The sequence below is a fragment of the Agromyces protaetiae genome (assembly GCF_004135405.1).
GTDB classification, from domain to species: domain Bacteria; phylum Actinomycetota; class Actinomycetes; order Actinomycetales; family Microbacteriaceae; genus Agromyces; species Agromyces protaetiae.
The window spans coordinates 1,276,537-1,289,892 of sequence record NZ_CP035491.1; the positions used below are offsets into that span (position 1 = coordinate 1,276,537).

A 13,356-nucleotide genomic window follows, 5' to 3' on the forward strand; every position below is an offset into this window, starting at 1 on the left:
CTAGGGACGAAGGGCGGCGGATGCCTCAGGGCTGGCCCCGAGACATCCGATGATCGTTCTAGGGTGGTGACCATGCGCTTCGGAATGTTCGTCCCTCAAGGCTGGCGGTACGACCTCGTGGGCATCGCGCCCGCCGAACAGTGGCAGGTGATGCACGGCGTCGCCGCCGCGGCGGACCGCGACGGCTCCCCGTGGGAGTCGATCTGGGTCTACGACCACTTCCACACGACCCCTGTGCCGAGCCCCACCGAGGCCACCCACGAAGCCTGGTCGCTCGTCAACGCGTTCGCCGCGTCGACCTCGCGCGTCCGCATCGGGCAGATGTGCACGTGCATGGGCTACCGCAACCCCGCCTACCTCGCCAAAGTCGCCGCGACCGCCGACCTCATCTCGGGCGGCCGCGTCGAGATGGGCATCGGCGGCGGCTGGTACGAGCACGAATGGCGGGCCTACGGCTACGGATTCCCCGACGTGCCCGACCGACTCAAGATGCTCCGCGAAGGCGTCGAGATCATGCACCAGGCGTGGACGACCGGCAGCGCGACCCTCGACGGCGAGTACTACCGGGTCGACGGCGCGATCGTGCAGCCGCAGCCCCTGCAGCCCGGCGGCATCCCCATCTGGATCGCGGGCGGCGGCGAGAAGGTCACCCTCCGCATCGCGGCGAAGTACGCGTCCTACACCAACTTCTACGGTGGGATCGAGGAATTCGCCCGCAAGAGCGAGATCCTCCGCGGTCACACCGACCGCCTCGGGCGCGACTTCGACTCGATCACGCGGTCGGCGAACTTCAACACGATCATCGGCACCGACGCGGCCGACGTCGAGCGCCGGCTCGCCGCCGTCGAGGCGCGCGTGGCACCGTACCTCGGGCCCGACGGGACCGCCCGGTACCTCGCCGCGTTCCGGTCCGAGGCGGGCGCCCTCGTCGGCACTCCGCAGCAGATCGTCGACCGGCTCTCGGCCGCGCGCGACGCCGGGCTCGGATACGCGATCCACTACTTCCCCGAAGCGGCGTACGACCGTTCCGGAATCGAGCTGTTCGAGCGCGAGGTCATCCCCGCGCTCGGGTGAGCGTGCGCGCGCACGGCAGGCGCCTGCGCCGTAGGTTTGCGCGGCCGCTTGGGCTTACGCGGCCGCCTCGGCGTACGCGTCGAGCTTCGCGCCGAGCTCGGCGTCGCTCGGCTCGGTGAAGTGCTCGCCGTCGGGGAAGATCACGACGGGGATGTTCGTGCGGCCCGAGATGGCCTTCGCGGTGTCGGCGGCCTCGGGGGTCGCGATGAGGTCGACGTAGTCGTAGTCGATGCCGCGGCGGTCGAGGAGGGCCTTCGACCGGCGGCAGTCGCCGCACCAGTCGGCGCCGTACATCGTGATGCGGGCAGGGGTGAGCGCGGGGGAAGCGATGGTCATGCGAATACCCTACGTCGGTACCCTGTGCGGTATTCCCAGGTGCCGGATGCCTCGTGGTCGGCGGATGCTCCGGGGCAGGTGCGCCTCGACGAGAGCCGGTTCACCCCGCCGTGGGCGTGTGCACGTCGGCCCCGACGAGCCGGATGAACGCGCTCAGCTGTGCGACGCCTTCGGCCTTGCGCGGGAGCGCGTCGAGGAGCCCCGGCGAGTAGAGCAGGAACGCCGCCCACTTCGCCCGCGAGATCGCGACGTTGAGTCGGTTCTTGAGGAGCAGGAACTCGATCCCGCGCGGAGCGGACGCCGCGGACGACGCCGCGAGCGAGATGATCGCGACGGCGGCCTCCTGCCCCTGGAACTTGTCGACCGTGCCGACCGGGACCTCGGTGTAGCCGGCGGCGTCGAGCGCCTCGCGGACGGTCGAGAGTTGGGCGTTGTACGGGGTCACGACGATGAGGTCGGTCTGGGCGAGCGGCGCGGGCGCCTTCTGTCGAGGCCCGTCGTCGCCGTCGGTCGCGTCGGTCCAGCGTCGGCCGAGGAGCGCGCGGACGAGTTCGACGACCTGTTCGGCCTCTTCGGGTGAGTAGGTCGTGTTGCCCTCGTGCGCGACGGGGATGGCGCGGAGTCCGGGCGCGACGCCCTCGAGGTCGCGAAGCGACGTGACGACGTTCGACTCGAGCGCCCCCTCGTACGACAGCTTCGAGACAGGGGCGGAGATCGCAGGATGCATGCGGCGACTCTCGGCGAGGAAGTAGCCGAACTCGTCGGGCAGCACATCATGGCCGTCGGCGATCCAGCCGAGTGCCGACGTGTCGACGGGCTCGGGGTGGATCGCCTGGCTCACCTGGGGCAGTTGCTGCGGGTCGCCGAGGAGCAGCAGGTTGCGGGCGGCGACCGACACCGCGATCGTCGACGCGAGCGAGAACTGCCCCGCTTCGTCGATGACGAGGAGATCGAGCGACCCGCGCGGGATGCGTCGCACGTTGCAGAAGTCCCACGAGGTGCCGCCGACGACGTACCCGGCGGACTGCTGGGCGATGAAGTCGACGATGCCGTCTTTCTTGGCGAAGCTCGTGAAGCGGTGCGCGGCGGAGTCGTCACCCGACTTCAAGGCTTTGCCGACGAGCGCGGCGTCGAGCCCGGCTCCGACGACGGCGTCGAGGACGTTCTCGACGACTGCGTGCGACTGCGAGACGACGCCGATCTTGTACCCGTGGTCGGCGACGAGCCGGGCGATCGCATGGGAGGCGACATAGGTCTTGCCGGTGCCGGGCGGGCCCTGCACCGCGAGATAGGAACGGTCGAGGCGCCGCACGGAGGCGACGACCGCGGCGGTGTAGTCGTGAGCGGTCGTGACGGGCGCCAGCGGATCGCGGTCGACGATGCGCGGCGGTCGTCGGCGGAGTACGTCCATCGCGGGATTCGCGGGAGGGTCGGGGTGGGTGCGCGGGATGACCGACGCCCACTCCGCGATCGCCTCGGCGAGCGCCTTGGTCGGCGGCGGCGGCCCCGGGGCGATCGCCATCGGCAGGGCCGTCCACTCGATATCGGGGTCGCCGCTCTCTTCGACGACGACGCGCTCGTCGTCGGCCTCGATGATCTTGGCGTTCGTCCACGCTCGGTCGCCGGGCCGTCGCGACTGCGACGGCATGGGCGCGGGCCAGTCGTAGAAGAGGAAGACGTCGGAGCCGACGCCGAGTTTCGATCCCGGCGCGACGCGACCTGACAGCTCGACTTCGCGGCGCGGCTTCGTCCACCGGTCTTCGGTGTACCAGGGCTGCACGACACGCGACCGCGTGGGATCGACGATGAGCACCTCGCGGTTGTCTTCCCACGAGTCGACGGGTTGATCAGCGCGGAAGAAGTGCTCCCACCAGAAGCTCTTCGACTCGCGCGCGTGGTAGTCGATCGCGGCGGAGGCGAGCGCGAGCGCTTCATGATCGGCGTCGCGCGGAGCGCCCGGCTCTGCGGGCCCCGCGAGCGCACGCAGTTCGACCGCGAGCGGGGACGGCTCGTAGACCTTGCCGGATGCTTCGGCGAGGAAGTCGTTCGGGACGGGCGCGACGCGCTCGCGCCGTGCGATCTCGAGCAGCCAGTCGCGAAGGCGGCGGGTGGAGACGCAGTCGTACCGGTTGTAGTCGGCGAGGTCGTCGAGCACACGGCGCGACTCCTCGAGGTCGGCGGGGTCGGCCGATTCGCCGAGTTGCCGTGCGCGGACGTATTCGGTGATGGAGTCGCCGCCCGACTTGACGTCGGCCTCGCGCAGTTCGGTGCCCATGTAGAGCGGCTCGAGCTTCTTGATCGAGTACGACCTGCTGCCGACCCGTACGCCGCGCTTGACGATGGGGTAGAGGTCGACGAGCACGCCGTCGGCGAGGAGCTGGTCGACGTCGTGCTCGCCGATGCCGTGGCGGGCGGCGATCGACGTCAGGTGCGTGCGCTCGTAGCTCGCGTAGTGGTAGATGTGCAGCCCCGGGTTCGCCTGACGACGCAGCTTCACGAGTTCGAGGAACCGCACGAGGGCGTCGCGCTCTTCGGCGAAGGAGTGGGCCCACAGTGCCGTGTACTGATCTCGCTCGTCGACCCACCCCCACAGGTAGTCGAGGTTCCACTCGCCGCCCTCGCCCTCGGTGTAGAGCGGGTCGCCCTCGAAGTCGAAGAACAGGTCGCCGGGGTTCGGCTCGGGGATGGCCGACAGGGCGCGTGCCTCGCGCACCTCGACGGGCGGCGGCAGCGGCGGATCGTCGGGCGAGCCGGTGCCGGATGCCTCGGCCTCGGCCTGTGCGGCCTCGTGCTCGAGTTGCAGCCGCGCTTGCGCGCGGAGATTATCGATCGTCGAATCGATCATGCCGGGTACCGGGCCGTGCGACGCGGCGAGCTCGTCGATCGTCGTGATGCCCGCGGCCGCGAGCGGCTCGCGCTGGGTGGTGCGCAGCGACCCGACGAGGAGCACATCGCGGTGCGCCTGCACCTCGAGCTCGCACGTCGGGCAGCGGCCGTCGTGCGCGTACCGGCGGTCGCCCCACTCGACTGGACCGTCGGCCGCGACCCGCTCGTCGACGAGCTGCCGCAGGCGCGCGACGCGCTGCAGGTAGACGGGTCGGATGTCGTCGAGACGGTGCTCGCTCGTCGACCCGTCGCCGAGGAGGAGCTCGACCGTGTCGTCGCACGGGATGCCGAGCCGATCGAGCTGCTCGGCGTACGCCGCGAGCTGCAGCAGCGCCGTGACGCGGGCGTGCCGCGCGAGCTTGGCGTCTTGCACGCGGTAGCGGCCGTCGGAGCGTCGGACGAGGAAGTCGGCGAAGCCGATGAACCCCCGGGTGGCGAACGTCGCCTGGTAGACGACCGGCGAGCCCGATTCGAGTGCCGCCCGCGTCTCGGCCACGGCGGCGGCGACCGCCTCGACGTCGCGCACGTCGGGCTGCTCGATCGAGACGACGCCGTCGCCGAATCGCTCGCGGTAGCGCTCGAGGATCTGCAGCTCGTGGACTGTGCCGAGCGAACCCGCGCGGGCGAGCATGGCGTCGTCGTCCTTCGCGAAGAGCGTTTCGCGCCCGAGCTTCACGTCGAGTTCGCGGAGGAACGCGAACTCGCAGTCCGAGGCCTTCTTGAGGTCGCTCGCGCTCGTGGTCACGGCGCCGTCGACGACGAACATGCGGCGCCTCCTGTCGGGTCGGTCCGGTCGGGTTCCGGAACGACTTCACCGTATCCGCCGCCGCCGACATCGACGTCGAAACGCGCGTGGCACGAGACATCCGCCGCTCTGTCGCCCGTCGCGACTACGCTTGCCGCCATGGACTGGGAGGGCGTCCGTCGGCTCGCGCTGAGCTTCCCCGACACCGCCGAGAAGGTGAGTTTCGGGTCGCCGCACTGGCGCGTGCACGACAAGGGGTTCGTGTGGGAGCGGCCGCTGCGCAAGGTCGACCTCGCGCATCTCGGCCTCGACGGGCAGCCAGGCCCCGTGCTCGGCGTGCGCGTCGAAGACGAAGGCACGAAGCTCGCGCTCATCGAAGAAGACCCCGACGTCTTTTTCACCGTGCCGCACTTCGACGGCTGGCCCGCGATCCTCGTGCGCCTCGACCGCATCGCCGACGGCCGCCTCGTCGAGCTCGTCGCCGAGGCCTGGCTCACGATGGCGCCCGTGAAGGTCGCGCGTGCGTGGCTCAGCGAGCACGCGACATCCGGTCTCTGACGCGCGAGCGGATGTCTCGAATCGAGCGGATGTCTCGCGCCGCTACTCTGCGGCCGGCCGCGCGTCGAGGGTGCCGCGCGGAACGCCGAGCATCCCCTCGACCGCGCGCGCGATGAGCGCCCCCCGGTAGGCCTCCTCGCCCCAGTGCACGAGGGCGTGCGCGTTGAGGCCGTCGAGCATGCCGAGGAGCTGGCGGGCGACCGTCGCAGGGTCGTCGGTCTCGAACCGTCCGGCCGCGACGCCGTCAGCAAGGATGCCCTCGACGAGCCGCTGCCAGGCATCCATCTGGCCTCTGACCGCCTGCGCGAGCCGCGCGTTCCGCCGGCCGATCGCCCACCCGTCGACCCACACGAGCGTGACGTCGTCGCGGACGTCGTCGAGCACGGTCGCGAGGAGCTCGGCGAGCTGCGCGGCCGGGTCGTGACGCTCGTGCACGAGCGCGTCGACCTCGTCGAGCTCGGCCGCGACGATCGCCGTGAAGGTGTCGGCGACGAGCTGATCCATGTTGGGCTGGTAGTGGGCGACGAGGGCGGGGGCGACGCCCACGTGCGCGCCGACGGCGCGCAGGGTGATCGCGGCGAGGCCCGCTTCGAGCGCGAGCGACCGCGCGGCGTCCGCGATCTCGGCGCGCCTGACCTCGGGCGGCTTGCGGGCCGCGCGGGCACGCACCTGAACCGCCGCTGCGAGCGCAGCCTCAGCAGGCGACTCGGTCGGCAGCTCCGCCGGATCGATCGATCGTCTTGACATCGCGCCCCAGTCTATGTAGCGTCACCTCAATTATTGATCGCATGATCAATACAGATCGAGTCCCCGATCCGAGAGCAGCACGCCATGAGCAACGACGCCGAGGCCACCCTCGCACCGACCACCGACCGCGCCGGTCACGTCGAACAGCACGGCATCGACTTCGTGCCCGACGCCGAGCGGCACGGGCGTCCGCGCGAGCTCTTCTGGGTGTGGATGAGCGCCAACGTCATCTACCTGTACTTCGTGCTCGGCGGCGTGCTCATGCTCCTCGGTCTCTCCGTCCAAGAGGCGATCGTCATCACGATCGTCGGCAACGTCTGGTGGCTCGCGGTCGGCTGGCTCTCCGTCAGCGGGCCGGCCTCGGGCACGCCGAGCGTCACCGTCATGCGCGCGATGTTCGGCATCCGCGGCAACCGCGTCTTCGGCGGCGGACTCGGCGTCGCGATCGGTCTCTTCTACGAGATCATCAACATCGCCGTCGCGACGCTCGCCGCCAACGCCATGCTCGCCCTGCTCGGCATCGAGCTCGAGATGTGGGCCGAATGGATCGTCCTCGGCGTCGTCGCCGTCCTGAGTTTCGTCCTGAGCGTGTACGGCCACGCGACCATCCTGAAGCTCGCGCCCTGGTTCTCGGCGGCGCTCGCCGCGGCGTTCGCGGTCGCCGCGGTCTTCATCTTCGGCGCGGCCGACTTCTCGTACACGCCCGCTCCGATGGAGACGGGCGAGCACTGGGCGGCGATCCTCCTCGGCTACGCGATCATCGCGGCCGGGCCGCTCTCGTGGGGCACCGGCGCCGACTACTCGCGATACCTGCCGCGCTCGACGCCCAAGCGCGGCGTCATCTGGTGGAGCGCGCTCGGCGGTTTCATCCCGTCGGTCGTCCTCGGCGGCCTCGGCATCGTCGCGGCGACCTCGATCGACATGACCGATCCGCAGACGGCGATCGCCGAGATCGTCCCGTCGTGGTTCACGCCGATCTTCCTCGGCATCGTCGTGCTCGGGTCGATCACGAACAACGTGCTCGTCGCCTACTCGACCGGGCTCTACGCCCAAGGACTCGGCGTCAAGCTCTCTCGAGCCACGACCGTCGTCGTCACGGGTGTCCTCGCGACCGCGGCGGCGTGGTGGTTCGTGTTCATCGCCCCGAGCTTCCTCGACACGCTCAACGCGTCGCTCGAACTCAGCGTCACCGTCCTCGGCCCGCTCGTCGCGGTCTACGCCGTCGACATCTTCCTCCGCCGCAACCGCTACGACGGCGTCGCCCTCAACGACGAGCGCCCCGGCAGCCCGTTCTGGTACTCGGGAGGGTGGTACTGGCCCGGCATCGTCGCGATGGTCGTCGGCACGACGCTCGCAGTGCTCATGGCCAACACGACGCTCTACGTCGGTCCCATTGCACAAGCGCTCGGCGGCGCCGACCTCTCGGCGCTCCTTGCCCCCGTCATCGGCGGCGCGATCTATGCGGTGCTCTGGCTCACGACCAACCCGTATCGCGATCGGATGCTTCGCCCCGACGCCGTGAACGGGCAGACTCGCCGTGAGGGCGAGTCGGGAGCATCCGCCGCGCCCGACCTCGAAGCCGACCCCGGGGCATCCGCCCCGCTCGAATCGGAGGTGCTCGCATGACCTGGCGCATGCCCGCAGAGACCGCGCGCCACGAGCGCACCTGGATGGCGTTCCCGCGCGAGGGGCTGACGCTCGGCGAACACCCCGCCGAACGCGAAGAGGGCTACTCGGCCTGGGCCGCCGTGGCCCACGCCGTCGCGGCGTTCGAGCCCGTCACGGTCGTCGTCGACCCTTCCGAGGTCGAGCGCGCCCGCCGCATGCTCGGCGGCGACATCGAGATCCTCGTCGCCGAGGTCGACGAGTTCTGGATGCGCGACCACGGCCCCACGTTCGTCGTCGACGACGATCGGCCCGGCGTGCTCGGCGCGGTCGACTGGATCTTCAACGGCTGGGGCGCTCCCGCCTGGTCGCAGTGGCAGAAGTCGGCCGAGCACGCGCGCATCGTCGCAGGCGAGGTCGGTGCCGAGCTCGTGTCGAGCCTCCTCGTCAACGAGGGCGGCGGCATCCACGTCGACGGCGAGGGCACGGTGCTCGCGACCGAGACCGTGCAGCTCGACCCCCGGCGCAACCCGCTCGCCGACAAGGCACGCGTCGAGGCCGAGTTCGCGCGCACGCTCGGCACGACGAAGACGATCTGGCTGCCGCGCGGCCTCACGCGCGACTACGACGACTTCGGCACGAACGGGCACGTCGACATCGTCGCCACCATTCCGTCGCCCGGCACGCTGCTGCTGCACGAGCAGCGGAACCCCCGTCACCCCGACCACGAGATCGCGCGCGAGCTCCGTGAGCTCCTCGCCGACCAGACCGATGCCGCCGGCCGACGGTTCGAGATCATCGACCTGCCTGCACCCGATGCGATCCTCGACCGCGATGGCTACGTCGACTGGAGCTATGTCAACCACCTCGTCGTCAACGGCGGCATCATCGCGTGCGGGTTCGGCGAGCCCGAGGCCGATGCGCGCGCCCGAGAGATCCTCGAAGCCGTCTACCCCGGGCGCCGCGCGGTCACGGTCGACTCGCGGCCGATCTTCGCGCGCGGCGGCGGCATCCACTGCATCACGCAGCAGCAGCCGGCGGTCGCGCGGTGACGCAAGGTGGCGAAGGTCTCGATGCGGCTGCTCCTTCGTCGCGGCCTACTCGACCGGCGGGCGGGTTCGATGTCGTCGAGGCGTCCATCGCCGACCTCCGCGCCGCGCTCGAACGCGGTGAGACGACCGCCGTCGAACTCGTCGAGGCGTACCGCGCCCGAATCGAGGCGTACGACCGGCCCGGCACGGGGACGGCGCTCAACGCGCTCGTGGTCGAGAACCCCGACGCGCTCGCCGAGGCCCGGGCCTCCGATGCGCGCCGCGCGCGCGGAGAGGTGCTCGGCCCCCTCGACGGCATCCCGTACACGGCGAAAGACAGCTACCTCGTGCGGGGGCTCACCGCCGCAGCGGGCAGCCCCGCTTTCGAGCATCTCGTCGCGCAGCGCGACGCGTTCACGATCGAGCGGCTCCGTGCCGCGGGCGCGATCTGCCTCGGACTCACGAACATGCCGCCCATGGCGAACGGCGGCATGCAGCGCGGCGTGTACGGCCGGGCCGAGTCGCCCTACAACGCCGCGTACCTCACGGCCGCGTTCGGATCGGGCTCGTCGAACGGGTCGGGCACGGCGACCGCGGCGTCGTTCGCGGCGTTCGGGCTCGGCGAAGAGACGTGGTCGAGCGGGCGCGCACCCGCCTCGAACAACGCGCTGTGCGCGTACACGCCGTCGCGCGGCGTGATCTCGGTGCGCGGCAACTGGCCGCTCGTGCCCACGATGGACGTCGTCGTCCCGCACACCCGCACAATGGCCGACCTCCTCGAGGTGCTCGACGTCATCGTCGCCGACGATGCCGAGACGCGGGGGACTTCTGGCGCGCACAGCCGTGGATCGAGCTGCCCCGAGCCTCCGAGGTGCGGCCCGCGTCATACCCGGCGTTGCGACCGGCGGATGTCTCGGCCGCACGCGCTTCGCTCTCGGGCAAGCGGTTCGGCGTGCCGCGCATGTACGTCAACGCCGACCCGCTCGCGGGCACGGGTGACCACGTCGGCATCGGCGGCCCGACGGGTCGGCGCATCGATACACGTGAGTCGGTCGTCGAACTCTGGGAGGCCGCACGCCGCGATCTCGAAGCCGCCGGCGCCGTGGTCGTCGAGGTCGGCTTCCCGGTCGTGTCGAACTACGAGGGCGACCGTCCGGGCGCGCCGACGATCGCGACGCGCGGGCTCGTCACGCCCGAGTACCTGCACCGTGAGATCGTCGACCTCTCGGCGTGGGCATGGGACGACTTCTTGCGCGCGAACGGCGACCCCGCCCTCGACGCTCTGGCGCAGGTCGACGGTGCGCGCATCTTCCCGCACCCCGAGGGTGCCCTGCCCGACCGGTACACGGGCTTCGACGACGACATCGCGGAGTACCCCGAGCACGTGCGTCGGCACCCGGTCGACTCGTTCACCGACATCCCCGAACTCGAGGGCGGCCTTCGGGGCTCGAAGCGACCCGCCGTGTCGACCTCGACGAGTGGATGGATGCACTCGGCCTCGACGCCGTCGTGTTCCCCGCGGTCGCCGACGTCGCGCCCGCCGACATGGACGTCAACGAGGCCTCTGCCGACCTGGGCTGGCGCAACGGCGTGTGGGTCGCCAACGGCAACCTCGTGCCCCGCCACCTCGGCATCCCGACCGTGACGGTGCCGATGGGCACGATGTCCGACATCGGCATGCCCGTCGGCCTCACTTTCGCGGGCCGCGCCTACGACGACACCGAACTCCTGACCCTCGCCGCCGCCTTCGAGGCGACCGGCTCACGCCGCACCGAGCCTCCGCGCACGCCGCGACTCCCGTAGGAGCCCGTCAAAGCGGCCGCGACCGCGCGTAGAGCTCAGGGAGCCGTTCGGGCGTCCGAAGCCGCATTCGGGTCATCGAGATGACCTCGATCGGCATGAGCAGGATGCCTCGAGCGACCTCCTCGAGGATGACCTCGACCCCGTTCCCTGCGACGACGTCGGTGACGACCAGGAGGACGGGCTCGGCGTCTGCGACGTCGAGCTCGAAGACGCGAACCTCGGTCGCGTCGTTCCGGGCGAACTCCCGCAGGAGCTCAGGTCGTCGCAGCGCAAGGCGTTCGCGCAACGTGAGCGAGTCGATCGTCACGCGCCCTTCCGTTGCGGCGAGTTCCCGCTCGGGGCGTCGAGCAGCCGCGAACTCGAGCATCGCATCGCGCACGATCGACTTCTTCGTCGAGCGGAACAGGTATGCGAGATCGTCGACGAGCCTCGCCGTCGGCTCATCGATCTTGATCGTCTTCTCGGTCGTGCCCACTTGATCGCCTCCGGATCGCAATTCCTCTTCGTCAACGGACGCCAGGGGCGGATGCGCCGCTGTTGCCTGTTGCCTGTTGCCTGTTGCCTGTTGCCTGTTGCCTGTTGCCTGTTGCCTGTTGCCCGTTGCCTGCCTGTTGCCTGTTGCCTGGTCGCATCGCCCCCGCCCCGGCACCCGGCTACGACCCTCACCTTTCGGTGCCCTGCCCGCCTCCAGGTCACCCCCAGAGAGCGTTTTTGTCTTCGCGGCTCGGTGCCGAAGTGCCGGAGCGCCGAAGGGTCGACGGCGCAGTGTCGCGTGGGACCAAGAAGCTCCATCGGGCGGTGCCGAAGTGCCGGCCGTCGCCGCATAGGAAGCCTCTCCCGCTCGGCCCGGGTGTGCGCCTCGCTCGGCGAAGAAGGGGGAATCACGGTGCCCTCGCGGCGGTGGGGAGGAGCGGTGGACGGGCGGGAGGGCAGGAAGGCCGGAAGGCGGGAACGCGGGAAGGCGGGAAGATGGGAAGGCGGAAGGGGGAGTGCGGGAATCACGCGACGTCGAAGGCGCGCTCGTCGAGGCCCGTCGAGCCGTCGGGGGCGGGCGGGCGCCGCTCGGCGGTCTGCACCTGGCCGTCGGAGCCGACGGCGCGCACGCGCGCGGTATGGGTGCCGGGCGAAGCATCCGTCCACTCGTAGCGCCACTGGACCCACGTGTCTGCCGAGATCGCCGTCGCGAGCTCCGCCTCGCGCCAGGGGCCGTCGTCGAGCTGCACCTCGACGGCCTGCACGCCGACGTGCTGGTACCACGCCACGCCCGCGAGCACGACGCGGTCGGCCGATGGCTGCTGACCCTGCCGGGGAACGTCGATGCGGCTCGACAGCTTCACGGGGCCGCGTTCCGACCAGCCCCGGTCGGTCCAATACGCGTGCACCCTGTCGAAGCGCGTGACCTCGAGCTCGGTCAGCCACTTCGTCGCCGACACGTATCCGAACAGGCCCGGCACGACCATCCGCACCGGGAAGCCGTGTGCGAGCGGCAGCGGCTCGCCGTTCATGCCGACCGCGAGCACCGCCTCGCGGCCCGGATCGGTGAGCGCCTCGATCGGGGTGCCCGCCGTGAAGCCGTCGATGCTCCGCGACAGCACCATGTCGGCGTCGCTGCTCGGTCCGGCGCGCTTCAACAGGTCGCGTACGGGAGTGCCGAGCCACACGGCGTTTCCGATGAGGTTGCCGCCGACCTCGTTCGACACGCACGCGAGCGTCGTCGTCGACTCGGAGAACGGCAATGCGAGGAACTCGTCCCACGTGAGCATGACCTCTTGATCGACCATGCCGTGGATGCGGAGCGTCCACGTGGCGGGGTCGACCTCCGGCACGCGAAGCGCGGTGTCGATCCGGTAGAAGTCGGCATTGGGCGTGAGGAGCGGGCTGATGCCGTCGACCTTCAGCTCCGCCCCGGGAGGAACCGTCGCCCGCGCGGCAGCGCGGGGGAGGACCACGGCGGCGCGCAGCGCGTCGACGGCATGACGCCCGGATTGCAGGGCGCTCGCGCCGAGCGCGGCGAGCAAGCCGACGGCGGCGGTCCCGCCGAGCCAGGCGAGGAAGCGGCGGCGGTCGGGTCCCGTGGACTCGGTACCCGAGGGATCGGGCGGGGAGGATCGAGCGGCGGATGCCTCGGGCAGCCGCGCAACGATGAGCTGGAGCGCGAACACCCCCACGAGACCCGCGACGGCCGACGGCACGATCGCGAGCGGGCCCGAGTCGGCACGCGTGGTCGCGGCGACGGCACCGACGAACGCGAGCACCCCGAACACGACCCGTCCCCACGGCGGACGCCGAGCCTCGAGCGCGCCCGCCGCCGCGGCGACGAGGAGCAGGACGATCGCGATCCCCGTGAGGAGCGCCAACTTGTCGCTCGTGCCGAAGAGCGTGATCGCGGCATCCTTGGCCCACTTCGGAGCGAGGTCGATGAGCGCCTGCCCGACGACCTCGAACGGACCCGACTCGGGCGCGACGAGCGCGGCCGTCAGCTGACCCGCTCCCGCGGCGGCGAGCGCGGCGGCGAGACCCGCGAGTGCGGGCCTCCACCACGGGGTGGAACGCTGGGCGGTGCCGCGCATG

Annotated in this window: 9 protein-coding genes and 1 pseudogene; 5 read left to right on the top strand and 5 right to left on the bottom strand. The window is 70.9% G+C overall.

What is annotated here, in order from left to right:
- Positions 1 to 72 precede the first annotated feature (72 nt).
- On the top strand, positions 73 to 1,074 hold the full coding sequence (locus ET445_RS05955) for an LLM class F420-dependent oxidoreductase (RefSeq protein ID WP_129189728.1): 1,002 nt from the start codon (positions 73 to 75) through the stop codon (positions 1,072 to 1,074).
- A 54-nt stretch (positions 1,075 to 1,128) separates the two neighbouring features.
- Here ET445_RS05955 and ET445_RS05960 read toward each other — a convergent pair whose 3' ends face one another.
- Positions 1,129 to 1,410, bottom strand: coding sequence for a glutaredoxin family protein (locus ET445_RS05960; RefSeq protein ID WP_129189730.1), 282 nt, complete (start codon positions 1,408 to 1,410; stop codon positions 1,129 to 1,131).
- A gap of 100 nt (positions 1,411 to 1,510) precedes the next feature.
- Positions 1,511 to 5,062: a TM0106 family RecB-like putative nuclease gene (locus ET445_RS05965; RefSeq protein WP_129189732.1), complete on the bottom strand. Its 3,552-nt coding sequence runs from the start codon at positions 5,060 to 5,062 to the stop codon at positions 1,511 to 1,513.
- A 138-nt stretch (positions 5,063 to 5,200) separates the two neighbouring features.
- Here ET445_RS05965 and ET445_RS05970 point away from each other — a divergent pair, with 138 nt between their 5' ends.
- Positions 5,201 to 5,599: an MmcQ/YjbR family DNA-binding protein gene (locus tag ET445_RS05970; protein WP_129189734.1), complete on the top strand. Its 399-nt coding sequence runs from the start codon at positions 5,201 to 5,203 to the stop codon at positions 5,597 to 5,599.
- A 42-nt stretch (positions 5,600 to 5,641) separates the two neighbouring features.
- Here the strand turns inward: ET445_RS05970 and ET445_RS05975 are convergent, their stop codons facing one another.
- Positions 5,642 to 6,346 (bottom strand): TetR/AcrR family transcriptional regulator, encoded by a 705-nt coding sequence (locus ET445_RS05975; RefSeq protein ID WP_129189736.1) that lies wholly within the window; start codon positions 6,344 to 6,346, stop codon positions 5,642 to 5,644.
- A gap of 84 nt (positions 6,347 to 6,430) precedes the next feature.
- Between ET445_RS05975 and ET445_RS05980 the strand changes: the two genes are divergently transcribed.
- From ET445_RS05980 to ET445_RS05990, 3 genes and pseudogenes are all read left to right on the top strand, one after another.
- On the top strand, positions 6,431 to 7,972 hold the full coding sequence (locus ET445_RS05980) for a purine-cytosine permease family protein (protein ID WP_129189738.1): 1,542 nt from the start codon (positions 6,431 to 6,433) through the stop codon (positions 7,970 to 7,972).
- Positions 7,969 to 9,003: an agmatine deiminase family protein gene (locus ET445_RS05985; RefSeq protein WP_129189740.1), complete on the top strand. Its 1,035-nt coding sequence runs from the start codon at positions 7,969 to 7,971 to the stop codon at positions 9,001 to 9,003. The genes ET445_RS05980 and ET445_RS05985 overlap by 4 nt, the downstream gene beginning before the upstream one ends.
- Positions 9,004 to 9,089: 86 nt before the next feature.
- Positions 9,090 to 10,785, top strand: a pseudogene (locus tag ET445_RS05990) (amidase).
- Between the two features lie 7 nt (positions 10,786 to 10,792).
- Here the strand turns inward: ET445_RS05990 and ET445_RS05995 are convergent.
- Positions 10,793 to 11,260 carry a hypothetical protein gene (locus ET445_RS05995; protein ID WP_165314312.1) on the bottom strand — a complete coding sequence of 156 codons (468 nt, stop codon included), beginning with the start codon at positions 11,258 to 11,260 and terminating at the stop codon, positions 10,793 to 10,795.
- Between the two features lie 523 nt (positions 11,261 to 11,783).
- Positions 11,784 to 13,355, bottom strand: a complete 1,572-nt coding sequence (locus ET445_RS06000) for a molybdopterin-dependent oxidoreductase (RefSeq protein WP_129189744.1) — start codon at positions 13,353 to 13,355, stop codon at positions 11,784 to 11,786.
- Position 13,356 lies beyond the last annotated feature (1 nt).

What these genes read in the sequence shown, in the direction of transcription:
- ET445_RS05965 (WP_129189732.1), bottom strand. Translation starts at nt 5,062, where the DNA reads ATGTTCGTCGTCGACGGCGCCGTGACCACGAGCGCGAGCGACCTCAAG.
- ET445_RS05975 (WP_129189736.1), bottom strand. Translation starts at nt 6,346, where the DNA reads ATGTCAAGACGATCGATCGATCCGGCGGAGCTGCCGACCGAGTCGCCT.
- ET445_RS05960 (WP_129189730.1), bottom strand. Translation starts at nt 1,410, where the DNA reads ATGACCATCGCTTCCCCCGCGCTCACCCCTGCCCGCATCACGATGTAC.
- ET445_RS05985 (WP_129189740.1), top strand. Translation starts at nt 7,969, where the DNA reads ATGACCTGGCGCATGCCCGCAGAGACCGCGCGCCACGAGCGCACCTGG.
- ET445_RS05970 (WP_129189734.1), top strand. Translation starts at nt 5,201, where the DNA reads ATGGACTGGGAGGGCGTCCGTCGGCTCGCGCTGAGCTTCCCCGACACC.
- ET445_RS05955 (WP_129189728.1), top strand. Translation starts at nt 73, where the DNA reads ATGCGCTTCGGAATGTTCGTCCCTCAAGGCTGGCGGTACGACCTCGTG.
- ET445_RS06000 (WP_129189744.1), bottom strand. Translation starts at nt 13,355, where the DNA reads ATGCGCGGCACCGCCCAGCGTTCCACCCCGTGGTGGAGGCCCGCACTC.
- ET445_RS05980 (WP_129189738.1), top strand. Translation starts at nt 6,431, where the DNA reads ATGAGCAACGACGCCGAGGCCACCCTCGCACCGACCACCGACCGCGCC.